Source organism: Burkholderia sp. AU38729, from assembly GCF_020419725.1.
Classification (GTDB): domain Bacteria; phylum Pseudomonadota; class Gammaproteobacteria; order Burkholderiales; family Burkholderiaceae; genus Burkholderia.
In genome coordinates, this window is record NZ_JAIZQO010000009.1 from 396,074 (window position 1) to 410,367 (window position 14,294).

At 64.5% G+C, this 14,294-nt stretch carries 15 protein-coding genes and 1 pseudogene; 9 read left to right on the plus strand and 7 right to left on the minus strand.

What is annotated here, in order from left to right:
* The first annotated feature begins 4 nt into the window (after positions 1-4).
* From murI to LGM56_RS24955, 5 genes are all read left to right on the plus strand, one after another.
* Positions 5-865 (plus strand): glutamate racemase, encoded by an 861-nt coding sequence (gene murI, locus LGM56_RS24935; protein WP_226207049.1) that lies wholly within the window; start codon positions 5-7, stop codon positions 863-865.
* Positions 866-1,015: 150 nt separating this feature from the next.
* Positions 1,016-1,252 (plus strand): bacterioferritin-associated ferredoxin, encoded by a 237-nt coding sequence (locus tag LGM56_RS24940; protein ID WP_039370093.1) that lies wholly within the window; start codon positions 1,016-1,018, stop codon positions 1,250-1,252.
* Between the two features lie 218 nt (positions 1,253-1,470).
* Positions 1,471-2,199, plus strand: a complete 729-nt coding sequence (locus tag LGM56_RS24945; protein ID WP_226207050.1) for an energy transducer TonB — start codon at positions 1,471-1,473, stop codon at positions 2,197-2,199.
* Positions 2,200-2,235: 36 nt separating this feature from the next.
* The gene (locus LGM56_RS24950) at positions 2,236-2,967 is read left to right on the plus strand and encodes a MotA/TolQ/ExbB proton channel family protein (RefSeq protein ID WP_089440626.1); all 732 of its coding nucleotides are present in this window, start codon (positions 2,236-2,238) and stop codon (positions 2,965-2,967) included.
* A gap of 13 nt (positions 2,968-2,980) precedes the next feature.
* Entirely contained in the window at positions 2,981-3,409 is a 429-nt protein-coding gene (locus LGM56_RS24955) for an ExbD/TolR family protein (RefSeq protein ID WP_039370086.1), read from the plus strand.
* Positions 3,410-3,813: 404 nt separating this feature from the next.
* On the opposite strand, the gene LGM56_RS24960 is transcribed toward LGM56_RS24955, so the two are convergent.
* The gene (locus tag LGM56_RS24960; RefSeq protein ID WP_089495223.1) at positions 3,814-4,788 is read right to left on the minus strand and encodes a LysR family transcriptional regulator; all 975 of its coding nucleotides are present in this window, start codon (positions 4,786-4,788) and stop codon (positions 3,814-3,816) included.
* A 122-nt stretch (positions 4,789-4,910) separates the two neighbouring features.
* Here LGM56_RS24960 and LGM56_RS24965 point away from each other — a divergent pair, with 122 nt between their 5' ends.
* The 3 genes from LGM56_RS24965 to hemP all read left to right on the plus strand — a co-directional run bounded on the left by LGM56_RS24965 (position 4,911) and on the right by hemP (position 6,755).
* A complete protein-coding gene (locus LGM56_RS24965; protein ID WP_226207051.1) occupies positions 4,911-5,783 on the plus strand; it encodes a pirin family protein in 873 nt (290 codons plus the stop codon).
* A 99-nt stretch (positions 5,784-5,882) separates the two neighbouring features.
* Positions 5,883-6,365: an SRPBCC family protein gene (locus tag LGM56_RS24970; protein ID WP_039370078.1), complete on the plus strand. Its 483-nt coding sequence runs from the start codon at positions 5,883-5,885 to the stop codon at positions 6,363-6,365.
* A gap of 138 nt (positions 6,366-6,503) precedes the next feature.
* Complete coding sequence (hemP, locus tag LGM56_RS24975; RefSeq protein WP_226207052.1) at positions 6,504-6,755, plus strand: hemin uptake protein HemP; 252 nt, start codon at positions 6,504-6,506, stop codon at positions 6,753-6,755.
* A gap of 275 nt (positions 6,756-7,030) precedes the next feature.
* Here hemP and LGM56_RS24980 read toward each other — a convergent pair whose 3' ends face one another.
* From LGM56_RS24980 to uvrB, 5 genes are all read right to left on the minus strand, one after another.
* Positions 7,031-8,428, minus strand: a complete 1,398-nt coding sequence (locus tag LGM56_RS24980) for a 4Fe-4S binding protein (protein ID WP_226207053.1) — start codon at positions 8,426-8,428, stop codon at positions 7,031-7,033.
* Positions 8,425-9,267 carry an FTR1 family iron permease gene (locus LGM56_RS24985; RefSeq protein WP_027784952.1) on the minus strand — a complete coding sequence of 281 codons (843 nt, stop codon included), beginning with the start codon at positions 9,265-9,267 and terminating at the stop codon, positions 8,425-8,427. The genes LGM56_RS24980 and LGM56_RS24985 overlap by 4 nt, the downstream gene beginning before the upstream one ends.
* Before the next feature lie 58 nt (positions 9,268-9,325).
* Positions 9,326-9,658, minus strand: coding sequence for a cupredoxin domain-containing protein (locus LGM56_RS24990; protein ID WP_226207054.1), 333 nt, complete (start codon positions 9,656-9,658; stop codon positions 9,326-9,328).
* Between the two features lie 55 nt (positions 9,659-9,713).
* Positions 9,714-10,265 (minus strand): iron transporter, encoded by a 552-nt coding sequence (locus LGM56_RS24995; protein WP_021163417.1) that lies wholly within the window; start codon positions 10,263-10,265, stop codon positions 9,714-9,716.
* Positions 10,266-10,484: 219 nt separating this feature from the next.
* Complete coding sequence (gene uvrB / locus LGM56_RS25000) at positions 10,485-12,575, minus strand: excinuclease ABC subunit UvrB (RefSeq protein WP_226207055.1); 2,091 nt, start codon at positions 12,573-12,575, stop codon at positions 10,485-10,487.
* Between the two features lie 267 nt (positions 12,576-12,842).
* Here uvrB and LGM56_RS25005 point away from each other — a divergent pair, with 267 nt between their 5' ends.
* On the plus strand, positions 12,843-14,042 hold the full coding sequence (locus tag LGM56_RS25005) for an amino acid aminotransferase (RefSeq protein WP_226207056.1): 1,200 nt from the start codon (positions 12,843-12,845) through the stop codon (positions 14,040-14,042).
* A gap of 121 nt (positions 14,043-14,163) precedes the next feature.
* Here LGM56_RS25005 and LGM56_RS25010 read toward each other — a convergent pair.
* A pseudogene (locus LGM56_RS25010) lies at positions 14,164-14,294 on the minus strand (3-hydroxybutyrate dehydrogenase); the annotation flags it as partial.

A 14,294-nucleotide genomic window follows, 5' to 3' on the forward strand; every position in this document is an offset into this window, starting at 1 on the left:
GTTCATGTCGACACCTTCCGCTATTCCTGCGACGGCCACGACCGTCGCGCCCATCGGCATCTTCGATTCAGGGCTGGGCGGCCTGTCGGTGCTGCGCGCCGTGCGCGCGAAACTGCCCGACGAATCGTTCATCTACGTCGCCGATTCGCACCATGCGCCGTATGGTCCGCGCGACGAGGCGTTCATTACGGAACGCACGCTGGCAATCGGCGAGTGGCTGGCCCGCGAAGGGGCGAAAGCGCTCGTCATCGCGTGCAACACGGCGACCGCACGTGCGATCGCCACGGTCCGCGAACATCTGTCGATGCCGCTCGTCGGCGTCGAGCCGGGCATCAAGCCGGCCGCCGCCGTGTCCGCGAGCGGCGTCGCGGGCGTCCTGGCCACGCAGTCGACGCTGAACAGCCCGCGCTTCCAGGCGCTGCTCGACCGCTACGGCGCCGGCCGCCGCTTCATCTGCCAGCCCGGCCACGGGCTCGTCGAAGCCATCGAGCGCGGCGATACGAATTCGCCCGCGTTGCGCGCATTGCTCGACAGCTACCTGCAACCGATGCTCGACGACGGCGCCGATACGCTGGTACTCGGCTGCACGCATTACCCGTTCTTCACGGAAACGATTCGTGACCTTGTGGGCGACCGCCTGACGCTCGTCGACACCAGCGACGCGATCGCGCGCCAGCTCGTGCGGGTGCTCGACGAACGCAATCTGCGCGCACCGGCCGGCACGCGCGCGGCATCGCCCCGCTTCTGCTCGACCAGCGACGGCCGCCAGTTGCAGGTGCTCGCCTCGACGCTGCTCGGCCTCGCTGCGCCGGTCGAATCCGTCACCATTTCCTCGCCGAACGCGCGCGCCTGCGCGACCGCCTGATACCGGCCGGTACGCCCTCTTCCGCGTGCCGCTCCACCCTCCCGACGTTTCAAGGGTCCGATGCCCTTAAAAAAAGCCTGCCCCAGGCTTGTCAACGTCCGCAAATTTAATGATAATAATTCGCATTACCGTTAGCTATCGCAACTCATCATGATCGTCTGCGTGTGCAAGTCTGTTTCCGATCGCAAGATTCGCGCGTCCCTCGCAGAGGGCGTGAACTCTTTCGATGAACTCCAGTTCGAGCTTGGCGTGGCCACGTGCTGCGGCAAGTGCGAGGAGTCCGTACGCGACCTCATGGCCGAACAGGGCGTCTGCGCGAGCCGGTGCGGTGTCGAGCATCACGCTCACCCGATCCCGGTCACGTTTTACGAACGCAAGGCCGCCTGACCGGCGCCGAGTGTGCGCATGCGGCCCAGGCCGCATTTTTTGTTTTGACCGTCAGCAAGCCACCGTCTGCGCGAGCCAGCGGCTTACCTGCCAAGGAGCCTGTCATGGAATTGCTGATCGGATTTGTGACCACCGTTTGCATCTCGCTGCTGATCTTCCGCAAGTGATGCCGATTCACCCGCCGCGCCCCGGGTGCGACATCGTTCTTTCAAGCTAACATGCAGGCTTCGCATCTCGCTCCTGCCGGCGCCGTGCCGGCTGCACCACGTATGAATCCCCGAGTGATCGTCGTCGCGGTCGGTGTGCTTGCCGCACATGCGATCATGCTGACGGCCGCCTGGCTCCATCGCAACGCGCCGCCGCCGAAGGAGATCGAGGTTCAGTCGATCACCGCGCAGCTCATTCCGCCTGCCCCTCCTGCCCAGCCGGTCGCGGTCCAGTCGGCCGCGCAGCAGCCTACGCCGCCCAAGCCCACGCCGCGCGTGAAGCCGAAGGTCGAGCCGAAGCCGGTGCAGAAGGCGGTCCCGACGCCTCAGCCCGTCTTGCAGGCACCGTCGCCGACGCCCGCGCCGGCAGTGGCCGATCCGACACCGGCTCCCGCCGCGCCGGTGCCTGCTGCCCCGGCTGCAGCACCCGGCCCCGCGCGCGAGACGATGCAGGTCAGCGCACCGAAGAACGTGTCGGCGCTCACGTGCAATTTCGTCAAGCCGACCTATCCGTCGATGTCGCGCCGTCGCGGCGAAACGGGCACGGCCTATGTTCACTTCATCATCGGCGTGACGGGCAAGATCGAAAGCGTCCAGCTGCAGAAGAGCAGCGGCTACCCGCGTCTCGACGAAGCCGCGCTCGAGGCGACGCGCGCGAGCACCTGCCCGCCGTATATCGAGAACGGCCAGGCGATCCGCGCCGCCCATACGCTGCCCTTCAACTTCACGCTTGACGACTAACCCGTCATATTCGGTAGATTCAAAGGAAACAAGAAAATGCAAAGCTACGGTATCGCGCACGTCTGGGCGCAAGGTGATTTCGTCACGCGCGCCATCGCGATCACGCTGCTCGTGATGTCGGTCCTGTCGTGGATCGTGATCGTCATCAAGGGCTGGAACGTGATTCGCCTGAACCGCCTGACGAAGAACGCCGAACAGGCATTCTGGCATTCGGACAACTTCGACGACGGCATCAAGAAGCTCGGCCTCGCCGCATCGACGCCGAACGACAACCCGTTCCTCGCGCTCGCGCTGTCGGGCAAGGAAGCCGCCGATCACCACCACCAGACGCAACCGCACCTGCACGATCGCATGGACGTGTCGGACTGGGTCACGCGCTGCCTGAAGGACACGATGGACGAAGGCATCTCGCGCATGCAGAGCGGTCTCGCGATCCTCGCGTCGATCGGCAGCACCGCGCCGTTCGTCGGCCTGTTCGGTACGGTCTGGGGGATCTACCACGCCCTGCTCGCAATCGGCGCATCCGGCCAGACGTCGATCGACCAGGTCGCGGGCCCGGTCGGCGAATCGCTGATCATGACCGCCTTCGGCCTGTTCGTCGCGATCCCGGCGGTGCTCGGCTACAACGCACTCACCCGCGCGAACAAGGGTGTCGTCAGCAAGCTGCGCCGCTTCGCGCACGGTCTACATGCGTATTTCGTGACGGGCGCGAGCCTGGCCTCGTCGTCGACGCGCGACGGCCTGCGTCTCGCGACGCGCGCCAGCTGAGGCGGGGTGAACCATGGCAATGAACACCGGTTTCAGCGACGATGACGACGATGCAGTGATGAGCGAGATCAACATGACGCCGCTCGTCGACGTCATGCTCGTACTCCTGATCATTTTCCTCGTGACGATCCCGGCGATGCAGCATGCGGTGAAGATCGACCTGCCGCACGCCAGCAGCCAGCCCGTCGACGAAAAACCGCAGACGGTCGACGTCGCGATCCAGGGTGACGGCACGATCCTGTGGGACGACCACACGGTCACGCGCGCACAATTGCAGGAACGCATCGCGGAAGCGGCAAAGCGCACGCCCCAGCCGGAGTTGCACCTTCGCGCGGATCGCAAGGTCGCGTACGAACACGTCGCGGAAGTGATGTCGGATGCGCAGGCAGGCGGCCTGACGAAGCTCGGCTTCGTGACGGAGCCGGGCGCGAAAGCGAAGTAACGCGCGCACGTCTTGCGGTAACGCATCGCCGGCCGCGCCTAGCCGGCCGCACCTAGCCGGCCGCACCTAGCCGGCCGCGCACAAAGTAAAAGGCCTTCATCGCCAGATGAAGGCCTTTTTTCATGCGCACGCGGGCGCCTTCGGGCGGCGGGCTCTTTGGCGGTATCGGTTGCGCCTCGAGCAACGCAAATGCGACTCTGCCGTGGTCTGCACGGACTGCGCGTTCTGCCCTATCTGGCTCGCAATATATGCGGCCACCTGATTTCGCTCAGAACTTCCTTCACGAAATGGGATTTCAATATAGGCCCGCGCGCACACGCATTCAAGGTTCCGGCGATTGAAACTTGCGATTGCAGGCGACGCTTCAATGACAAAACAAATTTGCGTCGCCGTGCGCGTCGTGTTCAGGTCGCCGAAACATCGGCCGCCGCTTCCTTCTTCGCGCGTTCCGGGCACCCCGGATCCTGGTAGGCGCCATGATCGAGCTTCTCGACCAGATAGTCGACGAACGCACGCACCGCCGGCGGCATCCCCTGCCGCGACACGAACACCGCATACAGTTGCGGCACCGGCAACGTCCAGCCCGGCATCACCGGCGACAGTTGCCCCGCGCGCAGCGCGTTGCCGTACATCATCTCCGGCAATGCCGCGATGCCGAGGCCGTCGAGCACGGCTTCACGGATCGTCATCAGGTCAGCCGTCACGAGCCGCGGGTCGTGCTCGTGCACGTGACGCGTTCCGTCCGGCGCGATCAGGTTGAACAGGTGCCGCCCGTCGACGCTCGGCGTATCGAGTGTCTCGAAGCCGCTCAGGTCGTCCGGTACCAGCGGCGGCGCATTCTGGCTCAGCAGGCTCGGCGCGCCGACCAGCATCTGCTCGGTGCGCCACAGCGGCCGCACGACGATGTTCGCGTTCTGCGGCGGCTCCGAGCGCACGCGCAGCGCGACGTCGATCGAATCCTCGAACAGGTCGATCACGCGATTCGTCACGCGAACGTGCACCTTCACCTCGGGATAGCGACGCAGGAATTCGGGCAGGATGCGCGACAGCATCGTCTGCGACAGCGTCACGGGCACGCTGACGCGCACCGATCCGCGCGGCGATGAGCGCAACTGCTGCACCGCGTTCATCGCCGCCTGCGCTTCGGCCAGCATCGCCTGGCAATGCTGGTAGAACAGCTCCCCTGCCTCGGTCAGCGCGAGCTTGCGGGTGGAACGCTGCAGCAGGCGCACGCCGAGCGCCGCCTCGAGTTCGGTCAGGCGCCGCGACAGGCGCGATTTCGAGATGCCCAGCACGCGCTCCGCGGCCGAGAAACCGCCATGTTCGACGACCTGCGAAAAGTACATGAGGTCGTTCAGGTTATGTGCATCGATATTCATGTCATCGTTCCAATTTCAGAACAATCCATTGCGAACCTTCGCGAATTGAACGGTAAAACGCCCAATATAATAGCGCTATGTTTCAAAAATAACGCTATTCCGTTGATTTCGAGGGTATCCGCATGACGACCGCTCGCTCGCTTGACCGCACCTACCCCGCGCTTCGCACGACCGAAGGCGGCGGCTTCGTGGTTCATCGCCCGTTCCCGACCCGGCTGCTGATGGATTTCGATCCGTTCCTGCTGCTCGACGAAATGGGCCCCGTCGACTACGCGCCCGGCGAGGCCAAGGGCGCCCCCGACCATCCGCATCGCGGCTTCGAGACCGTGACCTACGCCCTCGACGGGCGCTTCCGCCATCGCGACTCGTCCGGCCATGCCGGCACGCTCGGCCCGGGCGACGTGCAATGGATGACGGCGGGCGCCGGCGTCGTGCACAGCGAGATGCCGGATCCGGAATTCGCGCAAGCAGGCGGCCGCTCGCACGGTTTCCAGCTGTGGGTCAACCTGCCGCGCCGCGACAAGCTGATCGCGCCGCGCTACCAGGAGATCCCCGCGGATCGCATCCCGACCGCCACCTCACCTGACGGCCGCGCACGGGTGCGCGTGATCGCCGGCGAAGCGTTCGGCGTCCGCGCCGCGATCGAGACACGCACACCGATCCTCTACCAGCATTTCACGCTGCAACCAGGCGCAACGGTCACGCAGACCGTCCCGGCAGGCTATCGTGTGTTCGCCTATCCGATCGACGGAACAGGACTCTACGGGCCCGCCAGGCAGGCGGTCGACGCACGAAACATGGTCGTGTACTGCGATGACGGCGACACGGTCACGTTCGCCGCCGACGGCACGTCGCTCGACCTGCTGCTGATCGGCGGCGTGCCACTCAACGAGCCGATCGTCCGCTACGGCCCGTTCGTGATGAACACCGAGGAAGAGATCCGGCAGGCGGTCGTCGACTACCAGACCGGTCGCATGGGGCGCATCGAAGCATGACGCACGGACGGGCGCGCAGGTGCCGCGAAACCGCCCGTTTTGCGTCACAATGACTTCTTGAACCACGTGGCCGCCCGCCACCAGAAGGAACCCGTCCCCTTGAACTTCGAACATCTGATCCAGATCAATTCCGACGATCCGGCCGTGCCGACCCTCACCCGCGACCAGCTCTGGGAAGGTCTCGTGTTGCGCGCCGAACAGCCGCAACTGTTCGTGCTCGGTCTCGACAGCTGTGTCGTCCACGAACGGACGGACACGACGCTCGAACGCGAGCTGCACTACGGTCACGCGACCGTGCGCGATCACGTCACGTTCACGCCGAACCAGCAGGTTCGCTACGACATCCTCGCCGCCGACGGCGAGATCGGCGGCTCGCTGACGATGACGATCGAGGAGCGCGACGACCACGAGCTGTTCCTGCGTTTCGAATACCGCACGACACTGGTCGTCACGGACGACAGCGAAGACGCGCGTCAGACGCACGGGATCGTCAAGGAAGCGTACCGCACGTCGGATATCGACACGGTCCGCCTGATCCGCGAGTACGCGCAGGGCCGCAAGGACCCCGATCCGCTGCACTGAACCCGATGGCGGCCCGCGGGCCGCCTCTTTGACTCAAGCTATCAGACTGGCTTTTTCGATCGATAAAGAGTTTTTGTAAATGGGAATAGTTATCATTTAGAATTCATTCCATCGTATCGACAGTCACCGATCAAGCGAATGACCGACACCCTGCGCCCGACCCCGACCACGCTGACCTTGCGCCGCACGACCGGCACCGCAGGCAGCAGCCGTCAGAAGACGGCAGCGGTCACCACGCCGGCTAAACCCGCCGGCAACCGCGAAGCAGGCACGCGGATCGTCAGCAGCGATGCGCTGCTGCAAGGCCAAAGCCACGTCAGCATCGCGCATAACGGAGAGACGTATCAGTTGCGCGCCACACGGCTCGGCAAACTGATCCTGACGAAGTAAGACAGCGTATTGTGGGGACCACCTCCCTGAGAGGTGTTGGGCAGTAGCCAGCGTAACGGCTTGCACGCGAGATCTAGACCCCTTCGTGCAAACACACTCAAGCAGCCGTTGCAGCAAGCCAAGCCACTTTTTTTGGTTCTCGCACAAGGAAGAAAAAAAGCGACACGTCCTTCGACGTGTCGCTTTTTTGTTTGGGTGCCCGACGCGTGAAGCATGCCGCCCGGGTTCGTTACCGCGTCGCTGCGTGACCGCCGAAGCGCGGCACGCGATCCGCTTCAGAAACCCCAGAACATCAACCACCACGCGCTGTCGATGACGGCAAGCGCGACGGCGAACCACGCGAACGCCGCAAGCCGGCGCGGCCAGCCCGCATAACGCCCCGTCACTTTCCACGCGAGCCACGCACTCCATGCGTTGGCGCCGACCAGGATCGCGATGCGCACATCGGTCGCCCAGCCGAGCGGTACATGCTCGGCACGCAGCAACGACAGTGTCGTGGCCGACAGGCCAAGAAATACGCCCGCACTCGCGATCGGGATCAACGCCTGGGCAAGATGATGCAGCCGCACGCGATCGAAGCGGCCGAGCATTAGCGTCGCGCCGGCCAGCAGCACCAGCAGTGCCGTGCCGTACACGAGCCCCGTGCCGACGATGTAGCTGATGACCAGCCCGCCGTCGAGCCACGAAAACACGTCGTTGCGATCCGGATAGTGCGTGAGCAGGAACCACGGCGCATTGGTCTCGAGCGGCCACGTGATGTCATGGTCGATCAGCCAGCCCGCGAGCCATTGCTTGATCTGCACGAACCACGGGCTGACGGTCCAGTGGAACGCACCGATCGCGACGCCAAGCAGGCCGTACAGGATCAGCGCGGTGTCCCACGGGTTCGCCTGCTGCGCGCCGAGGTTCACGACCTCGTCGGACGGCGAGCGCAACGACAGCGAGATCGCATCCCGGTGCCCGCTGCAGCGGCCGCACATGTGGCAGTCCGCCGCGCCCTTCATGTTGCGCAACGGCACGAGCGGCGCGCAGTTGATCGGAATCACGCGATGGCCATGCTCGCCGTTCTTGTACGACCGGCGCCATGCATCCTCGTCGACCTTGTAGCGCATCGGTGCGAGCCGCGCGAGCAGCCCGAACACGCCGTTGACCGGGCACAGGTACTTGCACCACACGCGCTTTTCGCGGCCGTACAGCAAGCCGATCACGATCGCGCCGACGGTCGAGCCGCCGAGTACGAACAGCACCGCGAGCGGGTACTGGTACACGCTCACCATCTGCCCGTAGATCGTCGTGAGCCCGAACGCGACGAACGGCCAGCCGCCCCACCGCATCCAGCGCGGAATCGGGCCGCCGCGGCCGAACTTGCTCGCGAATTCGGTGAGCGCACCTTCCGGACACAGCACGCCACACCAGACACGGCCGAGCATCACCATCGACAGCAGCACGAACGGCCACCAGATGCCCCAGAACGTGAATTGCGCGATCAGCGTGAGGTTATTCCACAGATGTGCGGAGTCGTCCGGCAGCGGCAACACCGCCGGCACGATGATCAGGAACGCATAGACGGCGACGACGGCCCACTGGATGCCGCGGATCAGCGCACCGTGGCGCTGCATCCATTGGCCGGCCTGCGCGAGCCAGCCCTGCTTGGCTGCGGCGACAGCGCTCATGCCGCGCGACCTGCCGCGACCGCCGGACGACGGCTCGCGCGCTTCATCAGCAGCCAGACCACCGCCCAGTACACCGCATACGCGACCAGGTTGGTCAGCGCGGGATGAGCACGATAGCCGGTCAGCGTGGCGACGAGCGAGCCGAACGTACCCGAATCATCGAGGATCGCGGACGTGTCCCACACCTGCGAAATGCCGAGCGGCAGGATTTCCTTGTCGATCAGCTTGTCGACGCCGGTCTGGAACAGGCCTGCGCCGAGGAACAGCAGCATCACTTCCGTGACGCGGAAGAAATGCCGCCACGAGAAGTACTTGCCGCCGAGTTGCAGCAGATAGAACGTGAGGAACGCGAGGCCGAGGCCGATCACGACCGCGAGCATCTGGCTGCCGTCGACGTGACCCGACTGGCCGAAACCGAGACCGTACAGGAAGATCACCGTCTCGCTGCCTTCGCGCGCGATCGCGAGCGCGACCAGCACCGCGACACCCCACCAGTTCGAATCGCGCGTGCTCTGCTGCAGCGATTGCTCCATGTCGCGCTTCAGCGTGCGGCCGTGCCGGCGCATCCACAGCACCATCTGCACGATCAGCACGCATGCGATCAGCACCATGGCGGTCTGGAAGTAGTCCTGCGCGTCGCCGGACAGCACTTCGGTGAAACCGACCAGTGCGGCACCGAGGCCGACGGCCATCAGCAGGCCGACGCCGACGCCGGCCCAGAGAAAAGGCAGGCCGCGGCGCGCGTCGTCGTCGCCGTTTTTCAGCCATGCATAGAGAATGCCGACGACGAGCAGCGCTTCGACGCTCTCCCGCCAGACGATGAACAAGATCTGACCCATCGATACCTCCTGACGCGCGGTACACCGGGCAGGTGCGCCCGCGCGCAGATAAAACGCATTACTTCGCGACGATCACGCCCTGCGCCTGCTGGTGGAAATCGTCGAAAAACTTGTATTCACCCGGTGACAACGGTGCGACGACAACGAATGAATCGGCGCCCGGCGCGAGCACCTTCTCCTTGCGCAGTTGCACGCTCTCGAATTCGGCGGCGCCCTTGCCGGTGTTCTTGATCTCGATCTTGAAACGCAGGCCGGCCGGCACTTCGATGCGGGCGGGATTCAGCTTGCCGTCCGTCATCTCGAGCTTGAACGTCGGCAGATCGGCAGCGTACGCTGCGCCGGCAAGCCACAACGCAGCGGCTGCGGCAACGATTTTCTGGGGAATTTTCATTCTGGGTTCTCTACGCCGACGGCGCGCCGAAGCGCGCCGTTCGTGATGCCGCCGATCAGTAACCGCCCTTCTTGCCGATACCGGCGAACGGGAAGTCGTACTCGAGGGTAATGGGCTTGAACCATGCGCCCACGCCCGTTTCCTTGTCGATGTGACGGCCGAACGCCATGTGGCCCGTCTGCATCGGCGGCTTGACGACCATCGTCAGGTGGTACTTGCCCGGGCCGTTCAGCTTCACGTTGTCGCCGTAGTGCGGACCGTCGCTCGCGACCATGCCCATCAGGTCGCCTTCAGCCTTCCACTTCGTGTCGCCCTGCTTCGTCAGCTTGTACGTGACCTGCAGGTACGGCATCCAGTCGCCTTCCGCGAAACCCGTCGGGTTGTTCTTGACCGCATGGATGTCGGCCTCGAGGTGGATGTCGGAATCCGACGCCTTGCGCATCATCCCTTCCGGGTCCATCGTGATCGGCTGCAGGTACACCGCGCCGATTTCCATGCCGCCCTGGATCTGCTGCTTGCCGATCGGATATTCGGCAGCCGAGGCCGACATCGCGGCAAGCGCCGCCGCTACCGCAACCGTCGTGCGGATGAACGAAGAACCCAACATGGACACTCCTTGTTATTTGATCTGGAACCATGCGGACCGACTAACGGCCGGCCCACTGAAAACACTAACGCGACGAAGAACGTTAATGCGAACAATTCTCAATAATCACGAAGTTTAGCACCGAACCTGTTTCGGAACAAACGAAGAGCCGTGTAAACCCCTGATCCGACAAGGCTTACAGGTTCGTTACCGCAGGGTTTCGGTGACGCTTGGAAAGATTTACCGGCCGCCGCTGACGTGATCGCCGACGTTCGCGCCGAACACGCGCTCACGCAGCAGCGCAAGTTGGTCGCGGGTCGCGGCGGCCTTCTCGAACTCGAGATTCTTCGCGTAGTCGGCCATCTGCTTTTCGAGGCGCTTGATTTCCTTGGCGAGCTGCTTTTCCGACATGTCCTCGAATTTCGCGCGCTGCTGCGCTTCCTTCAGCTCGGCGCGCGCCTCGTCCGCGTTGTAGACGCCGTCGATGATGTCCTTGATGCGCTTCACGACACCGCGCGGCGTGATGCCCATCTTTTCGTTGTGGGCGATCTGCTTCGCCCGGCGCCGCTCGGTCTCGCCGATCGCGCGCTTCATCGACTCGGTCATGTTGTCCGCGTAGAGGATCGCCTTGCCGTTCACGTTCCGCGCCGCGCGGCCGATCGTCTGGATCAGCGAGCGCTCCGCGCGCAGGAAGCCTTCCTTGTCCGCGTCGAGGATCGCGACGAGCGACACCTCGGGAATGTCGAGCCCTTCCCGCAGCAGGTTGATCCCGACCAGCACGTCGAACGTGCCGAGCCGCAGGTCGCGGATGATCTCGACGCGCTCGACCGTGTCGATGTCGCTGTGCAGATAACGCACCTTGACCCCGTGATCGGCGAGAAACTCGGTGAGCTGCTCGGCCATGCGCTTGGTCAGCACGGTGATCAGCACGCGCTCCTCGGCCTTCACCCGCGCGTTGATCTCGGCCAGCACGTCGTCGACCTGCGAGCTCGCCGGCCGCACTTCGATTTCCGGATCGACCAGGCCCGTCGGCCGCACGACCTGTTCGGCGATCTGCCCGGTCACGCGCTTCTCGTAGTCGGCCGGCGTGGCCGACACGAACACGACCTGGCGCATCTTGCGTTCGAACTCCGGGAACTTGAGCGGCCGGTTGTCCAGCGCCGACGGCAGTCGGAACCCGTAGTTGACGAGGTTTTCCTTGCGCGCGCGGTCGCCGTTGTACATGCCGTTCAACTGGCCGATCAGCACGTGCGATTCGTCGAGCAGCATCAGCGCATCGGGCGGCAGGTAGTCGACGAGGGTCGGCGGCGGATCGCCGGGCGCTGCGCCCGAGAAATGCCGAGAGTAGTTCTCGATGCCCTTGCAGAAGCCGAGCTCCTGCAGCATCTCGAGATCGAAACGCGTGCGCTGCTCGAGGCGCTGCGCCTCGACGAGCTTGCCGTCGCGGTGAAAGAACTCGAGCCGCTCGCGCAATTCGTCCTTGATCGTCTCGACCGCGCGCATCACGGTGTCGCGCGGCGTCACGTAGTGCGACGACGGATACACGGTGAAGCGCGGGATCTTCTGCCGTACGCGCCCCGTCAGCGGGTCGAACAGCTGCAGCGTCTCCACCTCGTCGTCGAACAGTTCGACGCGCACGGCCAGCTCCGCATGCTCGGCCGGGAAGATGTCGATCGTGTCGCCGCGCACGCGGAACGTGCCGCGCTGGAAGTCCTGCTCGTTGCGTGTGTATTGCATCGCGATCAGCCGCGCGATCACGTCGCGCTGGCCGAGCTTGTCGCCGGCGCGCAGCGTCAGGATCATCTGGTGGTATTCGGACGGGTTGCCGATACCGTAGATCGCCGACACCGTCGCGACGATCACGACATCGCGACGCTCCATCAGGCTCTTCGTCGCGGACAGCCGCATCTGCTCGATGTGCTCGTTGATCGACGAGTCCTTCTCGATGAACAGGTCGCGCTGCGGCACGTACGCTTCTGGCTGGTAATAGTCGTAGTACGAGACGAAGTACTCGACCGCGTTGCGCGGGAAGAACTCACGAAATTCCGAGTAGAGCTGCGCGGCGAGCGTCTTGTTCGGCGCGAACACGATCGCCGGGCGGCCGAGCCGCGCGATCGTGTTCGCCATCGTGAAGGTCTTGCCCGAGCCCGTCACGCCGAGCAGCGTCTGGAATGAGAGACCGTCCTCGACCCCTTCGACGAGCGTCTCGATCGCGGTCGGCTGGTCGCCTGCGGGCGGATACGGTTGATACAGCTGGAACGGCGACCCTTCGAAGGTCACGAATTTCGATTCGTCGAGCGCGTCGCCGGTTTCGGCTTTATGTTCGGACATGGAATGCGGCCGGAGCGAGGGCAAAGAAAGCATTCTAGCGCTTCGCGGCCTCGCGAACTGCTGCCGGCTCCTGACGCGCGACAGCCGCCCGAAATCGCGATTCCCGGCCGAATTTCGCCGCCGAAACGCCGCCCCCGCCTGCGTGAATTCGCTACAATGTCAGGCTGCTGCGCTTTCCGGCGTCGTGCCTGCCTGCGCGCGGTCCATCCACCGCGCCCGCCCCGCCCGTTGAAAGCCTGACCCTCTTTTCACTACTGCCGAATCATCATGTCGCTCTTCTCCGCTGTCCAGCTTGCTCCCCGCGACCCGATCCTGGGCCTGAACGAAGCCTTCAACGCCGATGCGCGTCCGACCAAGGTCAACCTCGGCGTCGGTGTGTACACGAACGAAGAAGGCAAGATTCCGCTGCTGCGCGCGGTTCGCGATGCGGAGAAGGCACGTGTCGAGGCCGGCCTGCCGCGTGGCTACCTGCCGATCGACGGTATCGCCGCCTACGATGCGGCCGTGCAGAAGCTGCTGCTCGGCAATGACTCGCCGCTGATCGCAGCCGGCCGCGTGGTCACGGCCCAGGCACTGGGCGGCACGGGTGCACTGAAGATCGGCGCGGATTTCCTGCGCACCCTGAACCGGAACGCGAAGGTCGCGATCAGCGATCCGAGCTGGGAAAACCACCGCGCGCTGTTCGAAGCAGCCGGCTTCGAAGTCGTCGCATACCCGTACTACGACGCCGCCACCAACGGCGTGAACTTCGAAGGCATGCTGTCGGCACTGAACAGCTACGCGGCAGGTACGGTCGTCGTGCTGCACGCGTGCTGCCACAACCCGACCGGCGTGGACCTGACCGAAGCGCAATGGCAACAGGTCGTCGACGTCGTGAAGGCACGCGACCTGGTGCCGTTCCTCGACATGGCCTACCAGGGTTTCGGCGAAAACATCGAGGCCGATGCCGCTGCCGTGCGCCTGTTTGCCGCGGCTGACCTGAACGCATTCGTGTCGTCGTCGTTCTCGAAGTCGTTCTCGCTGTACGGCGAGCGCGTCGGCGCACTGTCGATCATCACGTCGAGCAAGGAAGAAGCGTCGCGCGTGCTGTCGCAACTGAAGCGCGTGATCCGCACGAACTACTCGAACCCGCCGACCCATGGCGGCGCCGTGGTCGCAGCGGTGCTCGCATCGCCGGAACTGCACGCTTCGTGGGTGCAGGAACTCGGTGAAATGCGCGATCGCATCCGCGCAATGCGCAATGGTCTCGTCGAGCGCCTGAAGGCAAGCGGCGTCGATCGCGACTTCAGCTTCATCAACGCGCAGCGCGGGATGTTCTCGTATTCGGGCCTGACCTCGGCACAAGTCGATCGCCTGCGCGATGAGTTCGGCATTTATGCAGTCGGCACGGGCCGGATCTGCGTCGCAGCACTGAACACGCGCAATCTCGACGTGGTCGCCAATGCTGTCGCAGCCGTCCTGAAGTAATGCGGCAAGAGCAGGCGGCAGCCGTCATCGGCCCCGCCCTGCCAAAATGAAAAACGCGCTCCGAGGAGCGCGTTTTTTTATGCCATTGACCGGCGAGCAGCGACCCCGCCCGCCCCCCGCATCACTGCATGAACCAGCCGTGGCTGACGATGAACGACTGGCCCGTGAGCGCGGCGCTCGGGAAGGCCGACAGGAACAACACCGTCTGCGCGACGTCCTGAACGGTCGTGAACACCCCGTCGACCGTATTGC

Bases quoted from the DNA above. Each gene is read 5' to 3' on its own strand.
- murI (WP_226207049.1), top strand. From the start codon at position 5: ATGTCGACACCTTCCGCTATTCCTGCGACGGCCACGACCGTCGCGCCC.
- LGM56_RS24940 (WP_039370093.1), top strand. From the start codon at position 1,016: ATGATCGTCTGCGTGTGCAAGTCTGTTTCCGATCGCAAGATTCGCGCG.
- LGM56_RS24945 (WP_226207050.1), top strand. From the start codon at position 1,471: ATGCAGGCTTCGCATCTCGCTCCTGCCGGCGCCGTGCCGGCTGCACCA.
- LGM56_RS24950 (WP_089440626.1), top strand. From the start codon at position 2,236: ATGCAAAGCTACGGTATCGCGCACGTCTGGGCGCAAGGTGATTTCGTC.
- LGM56_RS24955 (WP_039370086.1), top strand. From the start codon at position 2,981: ATGGCAATGAACACCGGTTTCAGCGACGATGACGACGATGCAGTGATG.
- LGM56_RS24960 (WP_089495223.1), bottom strand. From the start codon at position 4,788: ATGAATATCGATGCACATAACCTGAACGACCTCATGTACTTTTCGCAG.
- LGM56_RS24965 (WP_226207051.1), top strand. From the start codon at position 4,911: ATGACGACCGCTCGCTCGCTTGACCGCACCTACCCCGCGCTTCGCACG.
- hemP (WP_226207052.1), top strand. From the start codon at position 6,504: ATGACCGACACCCTGCGCCCGACCCCGACCACGCTGACCTTGCGCCGC.
- LGM56_RS24980 (WP_226207053.1), bottom strand. From the start codon at position 8,428: ATGAGCGCTGTCGCCGCAGCCAAGCAGGGCTGGCTCGCGCAGGCCGGC.
- LGM56_RS24985 (WP_027784952.1), bottom strand. From the start codon at position 9,267: ATGGGTCAGATCTTGTTCATCGTCTGGCGGGAGAGCGTCGAAGCGCTG.
- LGM56_RS24990 (WP_226207054.1), bottom strand. From the start codon at position 9,658: ATGAAAATTCCCCAGAAAATCGTTGCCGCAGCCGCTGCGTTGTGGCTT.
- LGM56_RS24995 (WP_021163417.1), bottom strand. From the start codon at position 10,265: ATGTTGGGTTCTTCGTTCATCCGCACGACGGTTGCGGTAGCGGCGGCG.
- uvrB (WP_226207055.1), bottom strand. From the start codon at position 12,575: ATGTCCGAACATAAAGCCGAAACCGGCGACGCGCTCGACGAATCGAAA.
- LGM56_RS25005 (WP_226207056.1), top strand. From the start codon at position 12,843: ATGTCGCTCTTCTCCGCTGTCCAGCTTGCTCCCCGCGACCCGATCCTG.